Genomic DNA, 19,323 nt, shown 5'->3' on the forward strand with positions numbered 1-19,323 from the left:
TGATCACTGTAATTATAACGGTTGCGCACATAAAACAAAAGAGAATACTCTTGCGGGCAAAACAGCTTGCGCTTGACTCAACGGGCAGCTATTGATAATATCATCGATAGGAGTAATGTTTTGAATTTTATACTAAAATTACAAAAGGCTTGCCAGGACAACGATAGTTTTTTATGTGTGGGGCTCGATCCGGATCCTCGCCTTATGCCGTCCAATATAGACCCAGACGAGTTTATTCTTCGCGTTGTTGAGGCTACCAGCGATTTAGTTTGTGCCTATAAGATCAACTTTGCCTTTTTTGAAGCAATGGGGGAAAACAGCTTTCAACACCTAAAATTTGCTAGAAACTGTATTCCCGCAAGGATACCCGTTATTGCTGATGCCAAGAGAGCAGATATCGGTAATACATCACGAGGATATGCTGAAGCGATATTTGGCATAATGGGGTTTGATGCTATTACAGTAAATCCCTACATGGGTTTTGATTCTATTTTGCCATTTATTTCCTATACAGACCATGGCGTATTCATACTCTGTCGTACTTCCAATCCCGGTGCGCAAGATTTCCAGGATCTTAATGTTATAAACGGCACGGATACGATTCCTCTATATCAGATGGTATCCAGAAAAGCTCAAGAATGGAATCAGCATGGCAATATAGGACTTGTTGTGGGCGCTACGTGGCCAGAAGAAATAAAATATATTCGGAAACAAAATCCCGATATGCCGCTTTTAATTCCAGGAATAGGAACCCAGGGTGGCAGTGTCGAACTTGTATCTAAATACGCCATAGGAACAGAGGGAAAAATAGCAATTATAAATTCTTCCCGTTCGATTATACATGCCTCGTGTGAGGCAGATTATAGTAGTAAGGCACGAGTAAAAGCTGAAGAACTGCGCAATCAGATTAACCAGTATCGGCGCAAAACAAGTAGCTGAGGAGATATTAAGAGGCAAATAGCAATGACACAGCGATCAGATTTAAAAAACCTATACGAAAGCTTTGGGCGGATTTTTACCACTTTTGGAGAAGCTTTGTCGGAATTTTTTAACGATCCGGAACTTAAAGCTAAAGCCAAGGAACTCGGATCTGACGTGGCTGCATCTGCAAATATCCTGGCTGATCGGTTCAAAGATAAGGAAGTTAAAGATAAATTTGCCCAGATTGCCCTTGCCGTAAAGGAACTCGGGAGCGACTTGGTAAATGAAGCTGAAGATTTACTATCAAAAATAAAAGAAGCGGAAACCAATTCTGAAAACGATAAGGAACCTTAATTTAATTTAGCAATTTTTTCAACCAATACACTTAGCGCCAGATCGGGCTCAAGCCTGCCGGTTTTAATGTCCATTTCTGCCTTTACCAGCTGTAAATAAAAACTGTATATTGCATGTAAGTTAAACACTCTTGTCTTCTGTAAGATTTTCTGCATAACAAAGTCATGCTTGATACCCAGGCGTTTGCGAATATCCGAGTCTTTAAAACCGCTTGTTAACATGTCTTGTGAAATAGCGATCATTCTAATCTGACGAGCCAGCATGTTGATTACCTGAGAAGGAGAAATACCATTTGACAATAATTTTTCCAGCTCTAGCTCCGCAACCGAACTTCTTCCAGCGACAACTGCATCTATCATATGAAATATGTTGGCTTCCGGTGTGATGCTTACCATCCGGTTTATTGTTTCGGACGTGATTTTGTCCCCATCAGTATAGAGCACCAGTTTTTCTATTTCATTGCACATTGTCCAGAGATCTGATCCAATCTGCCGAGAAAGCATCTGAGCTGCATCTGGTGTTATTACGCCTCCCTTCGAATGAACAAGCCGGGCTATCCATTCTGTTAGTTTTGCTCCAGCGAGTAGCGGATAAGCCCGGTTTTCAATATTTTTATCAAGGATCTCTAACAGTGAATTCCCTCCAGAGAGAGTGCCGGCAACAACAACCAATTCTGTTGAACCGGGTTTATTTTCAATAATTCTAGCAAATGATACAATATCTTCATCGACGTTCCGACTTTTCTTGTTACGTTTTTTTGCCCGCCGAGGCTGTTTTTCAAATCTTTCAAACAAGTTAACAACCACTACCAGTCTTTTAGGGGCTAAAAATGGAGTTGCTGAAACAATTAGCTCCAGATCCTGAGGTTTAATTGTTTCAGCATCAACAAATGTATAATTCGCATCCAGAAGATCCCCGGCTTCCAGGCTGTTTTTAAAATCTTCCAATGCGCGGGTAATCGAATAATCGTCTTCTCCGGTGAGTAAAAAAGTCTTACTTGTCATGTTCAGCAATCATTGTATCATAATGACTGGCTTCTTATTGCTGGCGCATATTGCCATGCCGGGTATTTTTAGGCTATTATTAACTATTCTTAAACCTGCTATTGACCTTGGTTACATCATGCATATTCTAGCCGTTGAATATTATTGTTTTATAGTACTGCTTTCTATATCCACTATTCAGGCTGCTTCCTCCTATAGCGGGATAAGTGGGATTACTTTTTTCCAAAGACGTGCATGGAACTATATGATATCTAGTGTTATTGCTATCCCATGCCTGGCGATTCTGTTAACATGGAACTGGCATAAACCCACCGGAGTAATAGAAGGAGCTGAACAATTTTACCTTTTCATGGCAGGAATTGTAAGTGCAATCGGGCTTACAATTATTATTTCTTCTCTTGTCAATCACAGGCGTTTTAAGAACAACCAGGGCGACCTCGAAAGTGGCTTTGAAGCATTGAAAAACAGAACGTTTTTCCAGGCTGCCAGCCTACGCTTAAGGAGTTTAAAATGGCGTGGCTAGAGCTCGACCAAAACCTGTTTTTATGGATTAATGGCCTCAGCGGACGCTTCCCGATAATTGACAATATTATTTCTGCTATAGCTAATGATTATTTCATAATTGTATTCTGCTGTATGATAATGATGGCTCTTTGGACAGGCATAAAAAATGCCGATAATCGCCGTCACATGCAAAAAGGAATCATGGTGGCTTCTTCTTCATTAGGTACTGCCCAGGGAATGGTAGAAATTATTAATAATTTTTGGCAACGCCCGCGGCCGTTTGAAGAGCTTGACGTCAATTTGTTGTTCTACCCACCCACCGATCCTTCTTTCCCCTCAAATTCTGCATCAGTACTGTTCGCAATGGCTTGGGGAATATTTCTGTATGATCGCAAGGTGGGATCCGTCCTGCTGGCTATTGCTGCCAGCATGGGTTTTTCCCGAGTTTATGTAGGAATTCATTATCCACTGGATATAATTGGAGGAGCAGCCCTCGGATTTTTGGTGGCATTATTTTTTACGATTGTTTTCAAACTTTTAAATCCACTGCTTGATCGTATTATTGACTTAATGCGCTTGTTTTTCCTGGCGTGAAACAAGTCTTGACTATTGACATCTACGGTTGGGCTCCAGTTATACTAATTGAACTTTTTGCAAAGGAGGTTTATTAATATATTTAAGTTTAGTCTAACTCCCCGAGAGGAAAAATTTTTTAACCTTTTTGAGGATAGTGCTACCAATCTGGTGGATATCGCCCAGGCGCTCAAGGATATGGTAAGTATGTGGAATTCTGTTGAAGAACGGACTAAAAAAATTGCCGACCTTGAACACAGGGGGGATAGTATCACCCACGAGATAGTTGCCCGTCTTCATCAGACTTTTATCACTCCTTTCGATCGCGAGGATATCGCTATGCTGGCACAATCCATGGACGACGTTGCTGATCTTATACATTCAGCAGCGGATGATATGAATCTTTACCGCATAGGCAAACCTACCGAGCAGTCTATCGAACTGGCAGATATAATACTGCAGGGAGCCCTCGAATTGAAAAAGGCAGTTCCCCTGCTTCGCCGTCGGTCCGACCTGAAAACCATGTTGATTCACTGCGTTGAAATCAACCGCCTTGAAAACGTTGCCGATAGGGTATACAGACAAGCCCTGGCTGAATTGTTTAACGACAGCACTGAAGCAATTCAGGTCATTAAATGGAGGGAAATATACCAGCATCTTGAAACTGCCACCGATCGCTGCGAAGACGTTGCCAATGTACTGGAAGGAGTAGCCCTCAAAAATGCCTGATCCCTCCCTGGCAGCTTTGATAGTCATCATTCTGTTGGCTCTGGGGTTTGGGCTGGTTAATGGTTTCAATGATGCCGCAAATGCCATTGCTACCGTAGTAGGAACCCGAACACTAACTCCACAAAAAGCAGTCTTGATGGCTGCTTTCTTCAACCTTCTCGGCGCTGCTACAGGCTCTGCAGTAGCGATCACCATAGGTAAAGGAATCCTCGCACCGGAAGCCGTTTCATTTCAAACAGTAATCGCTGCCCTGGCTTCCGTTATTATATGGACAGGAACCGCTACTTTTCACGGTTTGCCAGTCAGCCTGACGCATGGGTTCATCGCCGCTCTGGCCGCAGCCGGACTAGCCTCTTCCGGACCTTCAGCTGTAAACTGGAGTGTTATTACTACAGTTGCTTCAGCGGTAGGCATTGCGCCTCTACTGGGATTTATTGGCGGATTTGCAGTAATGATCGCACTGCTATGGCTCTTGAGGCGGACAGCGCCTGCAACAGTACAATCACACTTTGGTAAACTGCAAATACTATCAGCCGCATTCATGGCTTACAGCCATGGCAAAAACGATGGGCAGATGCCGGTCGGTATTATTACCATGGCAATGGTTTTCTACACTGGCACCGAAGCACTGTGGGACTCAATTCCGTTCTGGATAGTGCTTGTATCAGCTATGTCTATCAGCACAGGAACCGCATTCGGTGGCTGGAAGGTCATTAAAACCCTGGGAATGCGAGTTACCACTCTACGCCCGGTTCATGGCTTTGCTGCAGAGGCTTCCGCAGCCACAGTAATAGAAATAGCCTCATTCCTGGGCATACCCGTTAGCACAACCCACTGCATCAGTTCTTCTATTATGGGGGTCGGGGCTACACGCCGTTTTTCAGCGGTACGCTGGGGTCTTGCCGGGAACATTGTTGCCGCCTGGGTTATCACCTTTCCGGTTTGCGGTGGTTTAGGGCATCTTTTTTCCTGGTTGTTGGGCTATATTTTCTAAGCTTGGCGCTCTGAGCGCAACTTGAGTTTTTCAGACCTGATGATGGAAATTAAATCATCCACTGCCGCATCCACCTCGCCATCACAATTAAGCACAACGTAATCAAAAAGGTGAAGCTGGCTAAATTCGGCACCGGCAGTCTTTAAACGCAGCTCAAGATCACTGACTGATTCTGTATTGCGTTTTCTCAAGCGGTATGAAAGGGCGGATGCATCAGGTGGAGTAACAAACACAAAGCAAGCTTCGGGCATGCTCTTTTTTATTGTAGCCGCTCCCTGTATATCCACTTTAATAATCGCGTCCCTTCCCCTTTGAATAGACTGCGCAACCTGTTTTTTCGGAACACCATACCAGTTACCATATACTCTGGCATGTTCCAGTAATTCTCCGTTTTCTATCATCTTCATAAAAACAGGCTCTGCCACGAAGTAATAATTGACACCATCAATTTCATAATCCCTGGGGGGACGGGTAGTTAGAGTAATAATAAAATCTGCCGGCACATTGCGTTCCTTCATTCGGTTGAGCACGGTATCCTTGCCAGCTCCAGAAGGACCCGAGACAACTAAAACGATTGGCCGATTGACGTAATCAAAGATGATGATTTACCTACTTTCTGACTTTTTCAACCGCCTCAGGTTTGATTATAGTTCCACCACGCATAACCTGAACACGACCAGTGATGGTTTCAGGAGCTAAGGCAGCCAGGACGATATGGTTACTCTCGGTAAAGATCACCGCTTTGGTCCTGCGACCGCTTGTCATATCTATCAACTTGCCATTGGTTTTGGCATCCTGAACAGCTCTTTTTATTGGCGCTGAACCAGGCGAAGCAATGGCGACAACTTTATCCATGGCCAAAACATTACTAAATCCAATGTGTACCAGCTCTGCATCCATTGATTTAACCTCACTCAGGATTATTAAAAGACTGCACGCTCCCCATTCGCGGTGAAACGGCTTAAACATTATACATTCTGCTTACTGACGTAGCAATTAAGAAAAGATACCGGATTAAAATAGTTGATAAATAACTATATTTGAGCCTGCCCATTCAAACAGTAAGACAGGTGTGTTCTGAATTGAGTTTCTCCTGATAAATCAAACATTGAAAAGGAAGTTAATTACATCTCCATCCTGAACTATATAGTTCTTTCCCTCAACCCTGAACAACCCTTCTTTCCTGGCACCCGCATATCCGCCCAATCGGATCAGGTCGTCATAGTGGACCACCTCCGCGCGAATAAAGCCTCTTTCGATATCACTATGAATACGACCGGCAGCCTGCGGTGCATAGGTATTTAGTGGTAGCGGCCATGCCCTGCTTTCGTCTTCGCCAGTGGTTAAAAAACTGATTAGTCCCAGCAGGTCAAACGATGCCCTTATTACTTTTTGTAATCCCGGTTCCTTAATCTGAAATTCATCAAGAAACACTTGCCGGCTCTCTTCATCCAAGCCAGCCAGCTCCATTTCCAGCTTTCCGGCCAGTGCTACAATCCGATGGCCTTCATCCCCGAAACGGGAATCAAGCTGCTCTTCTAATTGTCTAGCTTCTCCCAATTGCTCCTCTCCGATATTCAACACGGTAAGCAGGGGCTTCAAACTCAAAAACTGATAACTGGAAATCTTTTTCAGGTCCTCCTCACCGAGAGACTGACGTCTGACAGGAGTACCCGCTTCCAATTCAAGTTTTATCTTTTCAAGAAGCACGGCTTCTCCTTCCAACATAGGCCGATCTGTAATCCGGGCGGCTTTAAGTTGGGCGGCAAGCTTTTCAAGACGTCTTTCAATAATTGCCATATCAGAGAAAGCCAGTTCGAGCTCCATAGCCTCAATATCACGGGCTGGATCAATACTTCCTTGAGGATGCGGCACAGATTCGTCCTTAAAAGCTCTGATGACGCATAAAAGAGCATCTGTAGCCCCAAGTCCCGAAAGGAGTTTTCCGCTCAAAGCAAAATCTTTGGCGGCATTTTTCAGACTTGCTCCTAAATCAACGTATTTAACCTCTCCATAGACAGCCTTTCTGGACTTGAACATCTCTTTCAAGCGGTCGACTCTGAAGTCAGGCACTCTAGCGATGCCAACATGTTCCTCTTGACGAGAACGACTGGTGTCAGCAGCCATGCTGGTAAGACAGTTAAAAATCGTAGTGCGCCCACTCATCTCAAGGCCTACGATACCGATGTTCAAACTCATTTTTTCAGCCTGTTTACAATATTTTATTGCCGGGTATAGTTAAAGCTGCCAGCCGATTTATGCTACATATCTCCAGGCTAATTTTACGCTGAAGCATCAGGTACTTCAACTGGCAGACGTTTTTTGCTGCCCACTATTGACAGGACAGATATTAGAGCCTACAATGCTAGACTGCCAATCTGGGAGCAGATTCAAATTGCTGGTTTAGGCATGCGATGTGCTGATCGGGGATTTTATATAAATGTATATTATTATTGCAGGTGGGGGAATTATCGGCACTCATATAGCTTCTTTGTTAACTGAAGAAGACCATGAGGTGTTGGTAATCGATCAATCTTCCGAAATATTGGATAAAATCCGCAACCGCCTGGATGTAAAAACTATCCTGGGTAATTCAGCAACCCCCAAAACGCTCAAGCAAGCCGAAGCAGAACGAGCTGACCTTGTTCTTGCGGTTACCAATAACGACGAGACTAATATGATCACCTGCTTTATGTCAAAAGAGCTGGGAGCTACGACCACTGCCGCTCGTATCCGCAATCCCGATTTTTCCTATTATTTTATTGCCGGAGGCAAATCGCCACTGTCACCCAGGCGTATTATACGCCCCAAAAAACTGGGCGTAGATGTTTTTATCAATCCGGAAATGACTGCAGCCCATGAAATTGTTGCGATTCTATCGAGCCTGTATTCTACACCAACAGAAAATTTTGCCGGCGGCTTGGTACAAATTCGCGAGTTTGGGGTAGAGGATGAGGGATTGATAGGGTTGAATCTAAGCCAGCTAATAGCCCGCTTGCCACATCCAGCAGTTATCGCTGCTCTTGTAAGGCAAGGAGAATTGTTAATACCAACCGGTCAAACAGTAATACAAAAAGAGGATAGTATTTACCTCGCAGCCGGCAAAGATTATATCGACGAGGTAGGAAAGATACTGAGTACTCCTCATCGACCGGCAAAGAGAATTGTCATACTTGGCGGAGACCGGATTGGTCACCTTGCTGCTGAAGGGCTTTCACGCCGTGGGGCGAAGGTGAAACTCATCGAACCCGATATTCCCAGAGCTGAAGAATTGGCTTCAAAGCTGAATAATGTTGAAATCATCAATGGATCCGGCACAAACCGTGATTTTCTTATCGAGCTTGGGGTTCCCTCAGCAGATGCATATGTTTCTACCACTAACAATGATGAGCTCAACATCTTAAGCGCTTTATTGGCAAAAAAATTGGGTGTACCGCGTTCGATGGTTATTATCAACAATGCTACTTATGTTCCGCTTGCAGAGGCGATCGGAATAGACGTTGCTGCTCTACCGACACTACTTGCTGCCGATGAAATCACACGCTTTGTGCTTCATGGCGGTGCTATTGCTACTGCTTTTCTAGAAGGAGATAAAATGGAAGCCGTCGAGTTCATGGCAAGCCCGACTGCTTCTATCACCAACCATCGGATAAACGAGGTTGGATTACCGGCTGAGGCTGTCGCAATAGCTGTATTAAAAGGCAATGACGTCTTATTACCACCAGGGGAAACCCTGGTAGAACCCGGAGATCACGTTATTATTACCGCTCCCATAAGCTCAATACGCGCAGTGGAGAAGCTATTTAAGTAGCGGCCATGAAGTTTAAGGTCGTCCTTCATTACCTTAGTCTGATTGTGATTGGTGTTGGCATAGCCATGCTGATACCCTTGTTATTTTCTCTTATAACCAGCAGTGGTGGCACTATAGCTTTTACCGGTTCAGCAGCCTTTTGCCTGGCTGCAGGAGGAATCGCCAGGTTTCTCACCATCTCAAAAGAACACCAGCTTTCAGCACGCGAAGCTATTTTGCTGGTAGCTGGGGGGTGGGTAATTGCTTCTGCAGTTGGGGCTTTGCCTTATTATCTGTCTGGCGCCATGCCATCTTATATCGACGCTTATTTTGAAGCCATGAGCGGCTTTACTACTACCGGTGCTACTATCTTAACCTCAATAGAAACACAGTATCCGGGAGTATTACTCTGGCGATCGGTTACTCAATGGCTGGGCGGCATGGGAATAATTATGCTGTTTGTAGCCCTTTTTCCAGTTCTCGGTTTGGGCTCAGCTCATTTGATCGAAGCTGAAATGCCCGGTTCCCAACACGGTGAAAGATTGACCGCCCGCATTCGGGATAGCGCTAAAGCCCTATGGTTAATATACCTCGGCATGACGCTTTTAGAGTATATCATGCTCCGGTTCGCTGGCTTGATGCCTTTCGATGCAGTGAATATTACACTTACGACAATGCCAACCGGAGGATTCGCGCCCACAGATTTAAGCATAGCGTCATATAATAATGTCTGGGTTGAAATTATCGTCACAGTTTTTATGGTCCTGGCCGGAGTGAATTTTGGTCTTTACTATTTTTTGTTCTTCAAAAGACAGCCAAAATATTTGTTAAAAAACACGGAATTCAGAGTATACCTCGCCATTTTGTTTTTCAGCGGTACAATCATAAGCTTGAACCTGCTTGGCCAGATGGGGCTTTCGCCCGGTGAAGCCTTGCGTTATGGAACTTTTCAAATTGTTTCTATTATGACAACTACTGGTTTTGCTACCACAGATTTCAACCTCTGGCCGACCTTTTCCAAAGCTATACTCATGGTGTTAATGGTGGTTGGCGCCTGTGCTGGTTCGACTACCGGCGCTCTGAAAGTAATACGCATTGTAGTATTATTTAAATATATTCACCGACGCCTGTTAATGGTATTCAAACCAAACACTATAATACCAATTACAATTGACGAAAACACCCTGCCCGGCGATATACTATCACGCATCGTCAGCCTGGCATTGCTGTATGTCTTGCTAGCCGCGGCTGGTTTCATGGTAATGAGCGCGATTGGGCTTGAACCGATTACCGCTTTTTCGTCAGTAATTGCATGTATAGGAAACGTCGGCCCTGGTTTTGGGATGGTGGGAGCTGTTGAAAACTATGCCTTTATCCCCTTTGAAGGTAAAGCTGTACTAATCCTGCTCATGCTAGCAGGTCGTCTTGAGATTTTCACCATTTTAGTGCTTTTTATGCCCTCTTTCTGGCGCTGGCGTTAGTATACACAAACATGGTTGTACTAACTCTTTCCTGCTAGTCAGCTGTTTTCCTTGCCTGCTGATAAATACTGAGGCTATAATCTTTACACGAACCTATTTTACCGCTTAAGGAGATTTAATTGACTGGAGAAGCATTAAGAAAGGCTTTTTTAAGCTATTTTGAAAATAAAAAACACCTGATTGTGCCAAGTTCTTCCCTTGTTCCGCATAACGATCCGACGCTACTTTTGAATACTGCCGGAATGGTACAATTCAAACCTTATTTCCTTGGAGAAGATACGCCACCTTCACAGCGTTTAACCTCTTGCCAAAAATGTTTTCGCACCACCGATATTGAATCAGTAGGTGATACCAGCCACTGCACTTTCTTCGAGATGCTGGGTAATTTTAGTATTGGTGACTATTTCAAACCTGAGGCTATTGACTATGCCTGGGAATTCGTCACCGAAATCCTTGGGCTTCCGCACGAAAAACTCTGGATCACGATTTTTGAAAACGATGATGAAGCGTTCGAATTATGGAAATTAAAAGGTGTTCCTGTCAACCGCATTGTGCGCTTGGGGGAAAAAGACAATTTCTGGGGGCCTCCCGGTGATGCTGGTCCATGTGGTCCTTGCAGTGAAATACATTACGATTATGGCAACAATTGCGGTTGTCGACAGCCGAATTGTAACCCCGGTTGTGGATGTTCGCGCTTTGTAGAAATTTGGAATCTGGTATTTATCCAATATAATCAGGATAAAAACGGTAACCGGCACCGTTTGGAAAAACCCAGTATTGATACCGGCATGGGCCTCGAGCGCATTTCTGCTGTAATTCAGGGAAAGAATACCATTTTCGAGACCGATTTGTTAAAACCACTGGTTACTGAGGTTTCTAACCTTACAGGAATCAGGTATGGGGGAAACACAGACACAGATATGGCTACCAGAGTCGTGGCTGAGCACAGCAGGGGAATTAGTTTCCTGATTGCCGATGGAGTTATGCCAGGCAGTGAAGGACGTGGATATATTCTGCGCCGACTCATACGCCGAGCGACTTTATATGGACGCCGCCTTGGTCTCAGGGAACCCTTTCTGGCTCGAATTGCCAAAGCTACTATAGAGCTGATGGGTTCGTATTACCCGGAACTCAAAGAAAAGCAAAAGCTGTTACTTGATGTAATTTATGCAGAAGAAAAGCGTTTTAATGAGACACTTTCTGCTGGAATTGAACTCCTCGATAAAGTAGTCGACAATGCTCTTTCGGGCAACAACATATTAAATGGTAAGGATATTTTTAAACTATATGATACCTACGGATTCCCGGTTGAGCTTACCCGCGAAATCGCCGGACAAAAGGGTCTTTGCATAGACATGGCCGGTTTTGAACAGGAAATGTCGGCCCAGAGAGAAAGGGCAAAATCCAGCCATCGTTTTGCAGCAGGAAGAACCGTCCGGGAGAAAAAGCTCGATTTGGGTACTACAGATTTCGTTGGCTACCATAAATCCACCCAGGAAACGCTAGTCACTCATATATTGACAAACGATAAGTTGATAGACTCAATTACCGAGGGGCAAAAAGCCAGCCTGGTGCTTGCCAATACTCCTTTCTATGCAGAAAAAGGTGGTCAGGTAGGAGATGCCGGTACTATTATCGGCAAGGATTCGCAGTTTAATGTTACAGATACCACTAACGGACCAGATGGAAGTATAATCCATCATGGATTCGTGTCCAGAGGCAGCTTCCAGACAGGCAATGCAGTAACCGCCCGGATAGATGAACTCCGTCGGGCGGACATCGCCCGCAACCACACCGCTACACATTTGCTTCATACTAGTTTGAGAAAGATTCTTGGATCTCACGCCGAGCAAAAAGGCTCATTGGTAAGCCCCGAACGGCTGCGCTTTGATTTCAGTCATCTTAAACCATTGACGCCAGACGAATTGGAGCAGATCGAAACTCTGGTTAACCAGACAATACGTTCCAATTCCCCCGTTTCTACTCAAGAGATGAGCCTCAAACAAGCTATTGAAAGCGGAGCTATTGCAATTTTCGATGAAAAATACTCTGAAAAAGTCAGGGTTTTAAGAGTTGGAAATCCCCCGGTTTCAGCCGAACTGTGCGGTGGTACCCATGTTTCCGCCACGGGAGAAATCGGTCTTTTCCATATAACCAGCGAATCATCAATCGGGGCAGGGCTTAGAAGAATAGAAGCAGTTACCGGGAGAGCGGCTGAAGAGTTGATTCGCTTGAATACTCAGTTAATAGAAAAGGCTTCCACCTTGCTGGAGACTTCCCCAGACAGTTTACTAACGAAAATATCAGGGCTGATGGAAGAAAAGGTTGCTCTTGCCAAACAAGTAGAAAGTATGACGCGTCAGTCTATCTTGATGCAGGCCGAAGAATCGCTTACCCGTGCCGAAAACCTGGGAGAATTACGTTTGGTTTCGGCATTTCTGGATGAAGCCAATATTGAATTATTGCGAGAAGCAGCAGATCATATCAAGAATAAAATGAGTAGCGGTATTGTTATACTAACCTCTAACGCTGGTGACAAGCCAGTATTTGTTGTCGGCGTAACCAACGATCTGGTAAAAAAGGGCTATAATGCAGCTGGTATTATCCGAGAAATCACCCGAATCGCCGGAGGAGGGGGTGGAGGTAAACCAGGAATGGCTACCGGAGGCGGCAAGGATAAAAAACTGGTTCAAAAAGCGCTCGATAACACCAGGGACTTTCTCAGGCAGGGTTAAAGTTGGCACAAATTCAACCAGGACGGATTATAGCCATCGATATCGGAGATAAATGGCTTGGTATTGCAGTCAGTGATCCGCTCAGATTAATCGCTTCTCCTGTAACAACGATCAAGTGTGAAACCGAAGAGGAAATATTAAACACGATAGACGCTTTTATCAGGGAATACGAAGCTGTCCTGATAGTTGCCGGTTTACCGCGTTCTCTAGACGGAAGCATCGGGCCACAGGCTACAAGAACACAACTAGTAGTTGATAATATCAGGAATAACCTTGGTATTGAAGTTGTATACCAGGATGAACGGTATTCAACAAGTCGCGCCAAAGATATCATGACTCATAAAAAGAGGCGGACAAATTTAATAACCCAACGTGACGATGCAATTGCTGCTGCAGTCATTCTTGACGATTACCTTAAAACCAACACACCACTGATTACAGATGATGCGTCCCCACCAGCTAACGGTGGTTAAATTAATTCCAGTTTTCACGATTTTATGAGCATTAACTCTATATCCAGCCTACTGTCAGAAAAAATTGCCGGACTGCGTTCCAACGAGCTTGTTTTCGGCGTTGTTCTATCTGTGATGGCCGGAATTGCTGCTGGTTTCGGGGCAGTTGTTTTCTGGCAGGTCATCAAATGGGCTAACTGGTTTTTCTTTTACGGCGGAAGCCAGGCTCTTTCCTTCATGGGAGAATATTATGTTATTTTTCTGCCAGCTGCCGGAGGGTTGCTGGTTGGGATAATTATCCGCTATCTAGCCAGGGAAGTTAAGGGTGAAGGCCCGCCGGAAGTAATAGAAGCTTTCGCCACCAGGGCAGGTAAAATTCACTGGAAGGTTACCCCGGTAAAAATCCTGTCCTCAGCTATTTCCATTGGCAGCGGAGGTTCGGTTGGCCGTGAAGGACCTATCGTTCAAATCGGCGCTTCTGCAGGGTCTTCCATAGCACAGTTATTCAAACTAAATGACGAGTGGGCTAAAACCATGCTGCTTTGCGGTGCCGCCGGCGGCATATCTGCCACTTTTAATGCACCACTCGCCGGTATAATATTCGCACTTGAAGTAGTTGCCGGCAATTTCATCAATCCTCGCTTCGGTTACATTGTGATATCTTCTGTTTCGGCAAATGTAATTGCGAAAATCTTTTTATTCACTGGGGAACACACTGCATCTTTTTCCCTCCCTCAGTACAACATTGCAAACTACCTGGAACTGATACCATATGCCGTTTTGGGAATACTGATAGCCATCAGCGGAGTAGCTTTTGTACGCTTCTTTTACAAAACCGAAGAATTATTTACATCTCTCAAAGTCCCCCAGGTAATTAAACCGGCTATAGGCGGACTGGCTGTTGGAATAATTGGTTACTTTTTCCCAGAGATTTTCGGCGTTGGCTACGGCATTCACTTTGATTCAACCGGTGCGCTCATTCCCTTCGGCGCCCTGGACCAGGCGCTAACCGAAGATCTGGCATTTTATTCTTTAATTGGTCTGTTTTTCCTTAAAATGTTGTCCACATCGCTGACGCTGGGCAGCGGTGGTAGCGGTGGCGTATTTGCCCCATCGCTGTTTATTGGAGCCATGGCTGGAGGTGCTTTTGGGTATGGTTTACATATGCTGCTGCCGGAATCAACCGCTACCTACGGAGCCTATGCGCTGGTAGGAATGGGGGCATTCTTTGCCGTAGTTGCACGTGGGCCAATTACTGCCATAATCATATTATTTGAGCTTACCCTCAATTACACTCTTATACTCCCACTAATGACAGCAGTGGTCGTTGCCACTACTCTAGCTCGTTCTTTCACTCCGGAAAGTATATATACCGAAAGATTACTGAGAAAGGGTATAAACGTGCGGGCAATAAACCAGGAAAACCCAATGAAAGAGATTACTGTAAACCAGATAATGACCCGGAATTTCCCTACTGCCGAAGAAACTATGCCGGTAGCTGAGTTAAGTGATAAACTAAAGAAAAGCGGCCACCATGGGTTCCCGGTAGTGGATCAGCAAGGAAACTTGTGCGGGGTGGTAACTGTAACTGACGTGGTTTCAGCCATGCAAAGAGGATCAGTCGACAACCTGACAATAGCTGATATAGCCACCAGAAATCCCAGGATTGCATACCCTGATCAAACTCTGCATGATGTAATGATTTTAATCGGTACAGATGTCGGCCGCATACCAGTAGTGGATAGAGAAAATCCTAAAAAGCTGCTGGGGGTTCTTCGGCGGCACAACATTGTTAGTGCATATACCCGTTCAATAACAAAAAAATAAACAGAAAGGAAAACAGGCAATAAATTTTGTTTAATACATTACCAGATTATATAAATGTATTAAAGCCCCGGGAAACCTCCCTGCTGACATTTATTGGTGCAGCAACAATGTTTATTGCTGACCGAGGTGTTCCACCATGGAATCAACTGCTGCTGACAACGCTTGCCATTCTCATTGCAAGTGCAGCCGCCAACGGATTCACTAACTACCTTGATCGCAACCTGGACTGCCTTATGCCCCGTACCCGTAACCGGGCACTGGCCGCCAAACGGATTGATCCGGCTGAAAAGGCACTACCCATGTTGTTCGCCCTGGCCGCTATTGGATTGGTGCTGGCATGGATCGTTCACCCTTATACTTTCCTGGCAGATTTGATAGGTACAATTGTGGCGGTTACCTTTCGTAAAAAAGTAACTTGCGTTTTCCCGCAGGGAGCAATTGCAGGGTGCGCCCCAGTTTTAATGGGATGGTTTGCAGCCGAGCCTTCACTAAATTGGCAAATCGGTTTAATATGCCTGTTAATTATAGTATGGCTTCCTTCACATGTATGGGGAGTCATGGTTGCCCGGCGCGATGAATACATTAATGCCGGCATCACTTTTTTCCCGATGAGCGCCACTCCTGCCACCGGTATCCGTTTAATGGTTTTTTCCGGCCTCCTGTTATTTGCAACTTCAATTGTTCTTTATTTCGTCGCTGATTTTGGATGGCTCTACCTTTCCGGAGCAATTTTGCTGGGGCTGGCATTACTTGCGTCAAGCTTCAAACTGCTTTTAACGTCTGATTCTACCCGTGCCTGGCGCGTATACAAGATTTCCAGTTTCCCTTACCTGGGTATATTATTTTTTATCATGGTGCTTGACCTGCTGCTATTATGACAACAGGTTTTTTCATAGAGAATGAGGATACCTCATCTAAAGCAAGAACCGGAGTGCTTAAAACCGCTCACGGTGATGTGCATACGCCTGTTTTCTGCCCGGTCGGCAGTCAAGCTACCGTAAAGACTCTCACTCCTCAGGAAGTTGAAGCCGCAGGTGCCGAGATGATACTATCCAACACTTACCACCTGTACCTCAGACCAGGGATTGAGCTTATAAAAACGATGGGAGGACTCCATCGTTTCATGGGCTGGAAAGGTCCAATTCTTACCGATTCCGGCGGATTTCAGATATTCAGCCTCTCGTCGCTGGCAAAAATTACCGATGAAGGAGTAACTTTCAGAAGCCACATAGATGGCTCTAAACACTTCATCACACCTGAGGATATAATATCATTCCAGCAGTCCCTTGGCTCAGATATTATGATGGTGCTGGATGACGTGCCTCCCCACGATGGGAGTTCGGGCAGAGTTATAGAAGCCGTCAATCGAACAACTGCCTGGGCACAAAGATGTCTGGAAGCTCGAACCAGTAAAACCCAGCAGCTTTTCGGGATTATTCAAGGGGCTGTCAACCCAAGACTCAGAGTGAAATCTGCCACCGAGCTTGCCCAGCTTGCTTTTGACGGCTTTGCAATCGGCGGTCTGAGCCTCGGGGAAGATAAACAAACTACATGGGCGATGCTGGATTTAACCGTACCGCTAATACCAAATCCTAAACCGCGCTATTTAATGGGTGTGGGCTCTCCGGAAGATATCGTCGAAGCTGTATCCAGAGGCATAGATATTTTTGATAGTGTGCTACCAACCAGAGTAGCCCGAAACGGGGGACTATACACCACAAGCGGGCGAATAAATATCCGCAATTCTATCTATAAAACAAGCGGCGCCCCGATAGAAGAAGGTTGTTGCTGCTATACCTGCAGAAATTTCTCGGCTGGATATATCGCCCACCTTTTCAGAAGCAGTGAGCTTCTCGGCCTGAGACTAGCCAGTATCCATAATATACATTTTCTTCAACACCTGACACAACAAATCAGAAAAGCTATTAAAGAGAACAGCTTTAGTCAGTATAAAGACGCATTTCTCACCAATTATCGTGTTGTTGACGAGGAAACCCGAAAAGCGCAAAAACAAAAATGGTTGTTAAAGAGGCCGGGCTACTAATCTGGCCGATATTCAACCCAGCTTTCAGGTGATTCCCATACAGTTACAGCATCAATAGTAACGTCTTCAGGTAATTCGCTCAGATATTCTTTCAGTTTAAAATAAATTGTCCGCGCGATATTTTCTGCTGAAGGGTTGATCTCATCAAAGGGTGGTATTTCATTAAGACAATGATGATCGTACTTCTCCAAAACATACCCAAGTTCTTTCTTTAGACGCGTAAAATCGTAAGCCATGCCAGCATTTTGATTAGAAGAAGCTTTAAGGCGCGCAACCACCCGATAATGATGCCCGTGTAGATTTTCGCACTTGCCCTGGTAGCCTCTCAGATAATGGGCTGCGTCAAAATCCCTCTCAACGTTTACCAAGTACATCTTAACATCCTCCCAATTTTAATACACCCTGTTTGGCGGTTTGGATTTCTCTGTACAAATCAGCGATTGTCTTGCCGGTTGAAGGATCAATAAAACTGGGGGCAATTTCATTCATGGGCATCAATACAAAAGCTCTTTTGGAAAGGCGTGGGTGCGGGATAATCAGATCCGGATTATTGAGCACCTGGTCACCATAAAAAAGGATATCGATGTCCATGGTCCGGGGAGAGTCTTTTGGATGGTTGGGCATTCTGCCCAACTTTTTTTCTATACCTTTAGCAAGTACAAGCAGGGATTCTGGCGGTAAAGAGGTCTTTACTTCACACACCATATTCAAAAATTTGGGCTGGCTGGTATTGCCTATCGGATCGGTTTCATAAACCGATGATTTTGTTACAACACGCATTCTCTGTTCAATATATCCCAGCGCTTTTTTCAGGTTTTCCGTACGATTACCCATATTTGAACCCAAACCAAGGTAAACTGTAACCATATTATTGGACATCAATTTCTCCTTACAATCGCATCAGTCATAGAAGCCACCCGTTTCATGGCCTTGACATCATGAACCCGGACAATGTCAGCCCCGGCAGCAATCCCAATGGCAATAGTAGCAGCTGTGCCTTCCAACCGATCGTTTTCAGCAACTTTTAAAATCCGGCCAATAACAGATTTCCGGGAAGTACCTAGCAGCACCGGCCTGCCCAATCTTCTGATTTCGCCAAGACGATAAATTATTTCCAAATTTTGTTCTACAGTTTTACCAAAACCAATCCCCGGGTCAACAATTATTTTATTGCTCGCGATACCGGATGATAAAGCTTTTTCGATTGCCAGTTCAAGGTCAGCCAGCACTGCCGGAATAATACTTACAGAGGCTTCATCTCTCTGGTTGGACATTAGTATTAAAGGTGCACCCATCTTTGCGGCAATTTGCGCCATTTCATCACCCCTCTTTAATCCCCATATATCATTAATTATATGCGCACCAGCTTCAAGAGCGCGCTCAGCAACTCCTGTTTTATAAGTATCTACACTTAAAGGCACATTCATTTCGGCATGAATTGCTTCGACAACCGGAATAACCCGCGCAATTTCCTGTTCTTCACTTACAGGTTCAGAACCAGGGCGGGTAGATTCTCCTCCTATATCTAGAATGTCTGCGCCTTCAGCCACAAACCGCTTTGCCTGCTCAACCGCAGCCTTTACTCCACACACACCATCGCCAGAAAATGAATCGGGGCTAACATTTATGATGCCCATTACATAGGTGCGTTCTCCCCAATGGAAATCGATCCCGCCAATGCACATCGAAGGAATCAAATCTCGGTTACCAAACGGTTTATGCCTGTCTTTTGATATGTTCATGTTGGAAAATCGCAAAGCTTTTAAAGCTGCAAATCCATTATAAAACAATCATGTTCAAATTGACATCATTATACTGTTAGTGTATCATTGGAAATTAGTTGCCATTTTGTTATTAATCATCTTAATCTCCCAAATAACGGTAACTGGTTTTAATTATTTTAAACAAGTAATCT

20 protein-coding genes are annotated in these 19,323 nt (G+C 44.7%); 13 read left to right on the plus strand and 7 right to left on the minus strand.

Annotation, left to right across the window (positions count from 1 at the left end; genetic code table 11):
• Nucleotides 1-120: 120 nt before the first annotated feature.
• Together pyrF and PHX29_04155 are read left to right on the plus strand one after the other, a co-directional pair.
• Nucleotides 121-939: an orotidine-5'-phosphate decarboxylase gene (pyrF, locus tag PHX29_04150; GenBank protein MDD5605086.1), complete on the plus strand. Its 819-nt coding sequence runs from the start codon at nucleotides 121-123 to the stop codon at nucleotides 937-939.
• Between the two features lie 24 nt (nucleotides 940-963).
• Nucleotides 964-1,275 (plus strand): hypothetical protein, encoded by a 312-nt coding sequence (locus tag PHX29_04155; protein ID MDD5605087.1) that lies wholly within the window; start codon nucleotides 964-966, stop codon nucleotides 1,273-1,275.
• Here PHX29_04155 and holA read toward each other — a convergent pair.
• Nucleotides 1,272-2,279, minus strand: coding sequence for a DNA polymerase III subunit delta (gene holA, locus PHX29_04160; GenBank protein MDD5605088.1), 1,008 nt, complete (start codon nucleotides 2,277-2,279; stop codon nucleotides 1,272-1,274). The genes PHX29_04155 and holA overlap by 4 nt on opposite strands.
• Before the next feature lie 22 nt (nucleotides 2,280-2,301).
• Here holA and PHX29_04165 point away from each other — a divergent pair, with 22 nt between their 5' ends.
• Genes PHX29_04165 through PHX29_04180 form a run of 4 tightly spaced genes read left to right on the plus strand, consistent with a single transcriptional unit; the run spans nucleotide 2,302 to nucleotide 5,079 of the window.
• Nucleotides 2,302-2,802: a hypothetical protein gene (locus tag PHX29_04165; protein ID MDD5605089.1), complete on the plus strand. Its 501-nt coding sequence runs from the start codon at nucleotides 2,302-2,304 to the stop codon at nucleotides 2,800-2,802.
• Nucleotides 2,790-3,377, plus strand: a complete 588-nt coding sequence (locus tag PHX29_04170) for a phosphatase PAP2 family protein (protein MDD5605090.1) — start codon at nucleotides 2,790-2,792, stop codon at nucleotides 3,375-3,377. The genes PHX29_04165 and PHX29_04170 overlap by 13 nt, the downstream gene beginning before the upstream one ends.
• A gap of 57 nt (nucleotides 3,378-3,434) precedes the next feature.
• Nucleotides 3,435-4,085 carry a DUF47 domain-containing protein gene (locus PHX29_04175; protein ID MDD5605091.1) on the plus strand — a complete coding sequence of 217 codons (651 nt, stop codon included), beginning with the start codon at nucleotides 3,435-3,437 and terminating at the stop codon, nucleotides 4,083-4,085.
• Entirely contained in the window at nucleotides 4,078-5,079 is a 1,002-nt protein-coding gene (locus PHX29_04180; GenBank protein MDD5605092.1) for an inorganic phosphate transporter, read from the plus strand. Before PHX29_04175 ends, PHX29_04180 begins: the two co-directional genes overlap by 8 nt.
• On the opposite strand, the gene gmk is transcribed toward PHX29_04180, so the two are convergent.
• The 3 genes from gmk to ychF form a co-directional block, all read right to left on the minus strand.
• Nucleotides 5,076-5,678, minus strand: a complete 603-nt coding sequence (gene gmk / locus PHX29_04185; protein MDD5605093.1) for a guanylate kinase — start codon at nucleotides 5,676-5,678, stop codon at nucleotides 5,076-5,078. The two genes, PHX29_04180 and gmk, sit on opposite strands and share 4 nt — an antisense overlap.
• A 10-nt stretch (nucleotides 5,679-5,688) precedes the next feature.
• A complete protein-coding gene (locus tag PHX29_04190; protein ID MDD5605094.1) occupies nucleotides 5,689-5,979 on the minus strand; it encodes a DUF370 domain-containing protein in 291 nt (96 codons plus the stop codon).
• Nucleotides 5,980-6,180: 201 nt separating this feature from the next.
• On the minus strand, nucleotides 6,181-7,278 hold the full coding sequence (gene ychF, locus PHX29_04195) for a redox-regulated ATPase YchF (GenBank protein ID MDD5605095.1): 1,098 nt from the start codon (nucleotides 7,276-7,278) through the stop codon (nucleotides 6,181-6,183).
• A 241-nt stretch (nucleotides 7,279-7,519) separates the two neighbouring features.
• Here ychF and trkA point away from each other — a divergent pair, with 241 nt between their 5' ends.
• From trkA to tgt, 7 genes are all read left to right on the plus strand, one after another.
• The gene (gene trkA / locus PHX29_04200) at nucleotides 7,520-8,890 is read left to right on the plus strand and encodes a Trk system potassium transporter TrkA (GenBank protein MDD5605096.1); all 1,371 of its coding nucleotides are present in this window, start codon (nucleotides 7,520-7,522) and stop codon (nucleotides 8,888-8,890) included.
• Between the two features lie 5 nt (nucleotides 8,891-8,895).
• Nucleotides 8,896-10,350, plus strand: coding sequence for a TrkH family potassium uptake protein (locus tag PHX29_04205; GenBank protein ID MDD5605097.1), 1,455 nt, complete (start codon nucleotides 8,896-8,898; stop codon nucleotides 10,348-10,350).
• A gap of 119 nt (nucleotides 10,351-10,469) precedes the next feature.
• Entirely contained in the window at nucleotides 10,470-13,085 is a 2,616-nt protein-coding gene (gene alaS, locus PHX29_04210) for an alanine--tRNA ligase (GenBank protein ID MDD5605098.1), read from the plus strand.
• A gap of 2 nt (nucleotides 13,086-13,087) precedes the next feature.
• On the plus strand, nucleotides 13,088-13,558 hold the full coding sequence (gene ruvX, locus PHX29_04215) for a Holliday junction resolvase RuvX (protein MDD5605099.1): 471 nt from the start codon (nucleotides 13,088-13,090) through the stop codon (nucleotides 13,556-13,558).
• A 24-nt stretch (nucleotides 13,559-13,582) separates the two neighbouring features.
• On the plus strand, nucleotides 13,583-15,364 hold the full coding sequence (locus tag PHX29_04220; GenBank protein MDD5605100.1) for a chloride channel protein: 1,782 nt from the start codon (nucleotides 13,583-13,585) through the stop codon (nucleotides 15,362-15,364).
• 26 nt (nucleotides 15,365-15,390) lie between these two features.
• Nucleotides 15,391-16,242, plus strand: coding sequence for a UbiA family prenyltransferase (locus PHX29_04225; GenBank protein ID MDD5605101.1), 852 nt, complete (start codon nucleotides 15,391-15,393; stop codon nucleotides 16,240-16,242).
• Nucleotides 16,239-17,408 (plus strand): tRNA guanosine(34) transglycosylase Tgt, encoded by a 1,170-nt coding sequence (tgt, locus tag PHX29_04230; GenBank protein ID MDD5605102.1) that lies wholly within the window; start codon nucleotides 16,239-16,241, stop codon nucleotides 17,406-17,408. Before PHX29_04225 ends, tgt begins: the two co-directional genes overlap by 4 nt.
• On the opposite strand, the gene queD is transcribed toward tgt, so the two are convergent.
• The 3 genes from queD to folP are packed head-to-tail and all read right to left on the minus strand — an operon-like array spanning nucleotide 17,405 to nucleotide 19,150.
• The gene (queD, locus tag PHX29_04235; GenBank protein MDD5605103.1) at nucleotides 17,405-17,782 is read right to left on the minus strand and encodes a 6-carboxytetrahydropterin synthase QueD; all 378 of its coding nucleotides are present in this window, start codon (nucleotides 17,780-17,782) and stop codon (nucleotides 17,405-17,407) included. The two genes, tgt and queD, sit on opposite strands and share 4 nt — an antisense overlap.
• A 1-nt stretch (nucleotide 17,783) precedes the next feature.
• A complete protein-coding gene (folK, locus tag PHX29_04240; GenBank protein ID MDD5605104.1) occupies nucleotides 17,784-18,287 on the minus strand; it encodes a 2-amino-4-hydroxy-6-hydroxymethyldihydropteridine diphosphokinase in 504 nt (167 codons plus the stop codon).
• A complete protein-coding gene (gene folP / locus PHX29_04245) occupies nucleotides 18,287-19,150 on the minus strand; it encodes a dihydropteroate synthase (protein ID MDD5605105.1) in 864 nt (287 codons plus the stop codon). The genes folK and folP overlap by 1 nt, the downstream gene beginning before the upstream one ends.
• Nucleotides 19,151-19,323 lie beyond the last annotated feature (173 nt).

Source organism: Dehalococcoidales bacterium (genome assembly GCA_028717385.1).
GTDB lineage: Bacteria > Chloroflexota > Dehalococcoidia > Dehalococcoidales > CSSed11-197 > CSSed11-197.

Coding starts and splice junctions, on each gene's coding strand:
- PHX29_04155 (MDD5605087.1), top strand. CDS start 964: ATGACACAGCGATCAGATTTAAAAAACCTATACGAAAGCTTTGGGCGG.
- holA (MDD5605088.1), bottom strand. CDS start 2,279: ATGACAAGTAAGACTTTTTTACTCACCGGAGAAGACGATTATTCGATT.
- PHX29_04165 (MDD5605089.1), top strand. CDS start 2,302: ATGACTGGCTTCTTATTGCTGGCGCATATTGCCATGCCGGGTATTTTT.
- PHX29_04170 (MDD5605090.1), top strand. CDS start 2,790: ATGGCGTGGCTAGAGCTCGACCAAAACCTGTTTTTATGGATTAATGGC.
- PHX29_04180 (MDD5605092.1), top strand. CDS start 4,078: ATGCCTGATCCCTCCCTGGCAGCTTTGATAGTCATCATTCTGTTGGCT.
- PHX29_04190 (MDD5605094.1), bottom strand. CDS start 5,979: ATGGATGCAGAGCTGGTACACATTGGATTTAGTAATGTTTTGGCCATG.
- ychF (MDD5605095.1), bottom strand. CDS start 7,278: ATGAGTTTGAACATCGGTATCGTAGGCCTTGAGATGAGTGGGCGCACT.
- trkA (MDD5605096.1), top strand. CDS start 7,520: ATGTATATTATTATTGCAGGTGGGGGAATTATCGGCACTCATATAGCT.
- PHX29_04205 (MDD5605097.1), top strand. CDS start 8,896: ATGAAGTTTAAGGTCGTCCTTCATTACCTTAGTCTGATTGTGATTGGT.
- PHX29_04220 (MDD5605100.1), top strand. CDS start 13,583: ATGAGCATTAACTCTATATCCAGCCTACTGTCAGAAAAAATTGCCGGA.
- tgt (MDD5605102.1), top strand. CDS start 16,239: ATGACAACAGGTTTTTTCATAGAGAATGAGGATACCTCATCTAAAGCA.
- queD (MDD5605103.1), bottom strand. CDS start 17,782: ATGTACTTGGTAAACGTTGAGAGGGATTTTGACGCAGCCCATTATCTG.
- folK (MDD5605104.1), bottom strand. CDS start 18,287: ATGTCCAATAATATGGTTACAGTTTACCTTGGTTTGGGTTCAAATATG.
- folP (MDD5605105.1), bottom strand. CDS start 19,150: ATGAACATATCAAAAGACAGGCATAAACCGTTTGGTAACCGAGATTTG.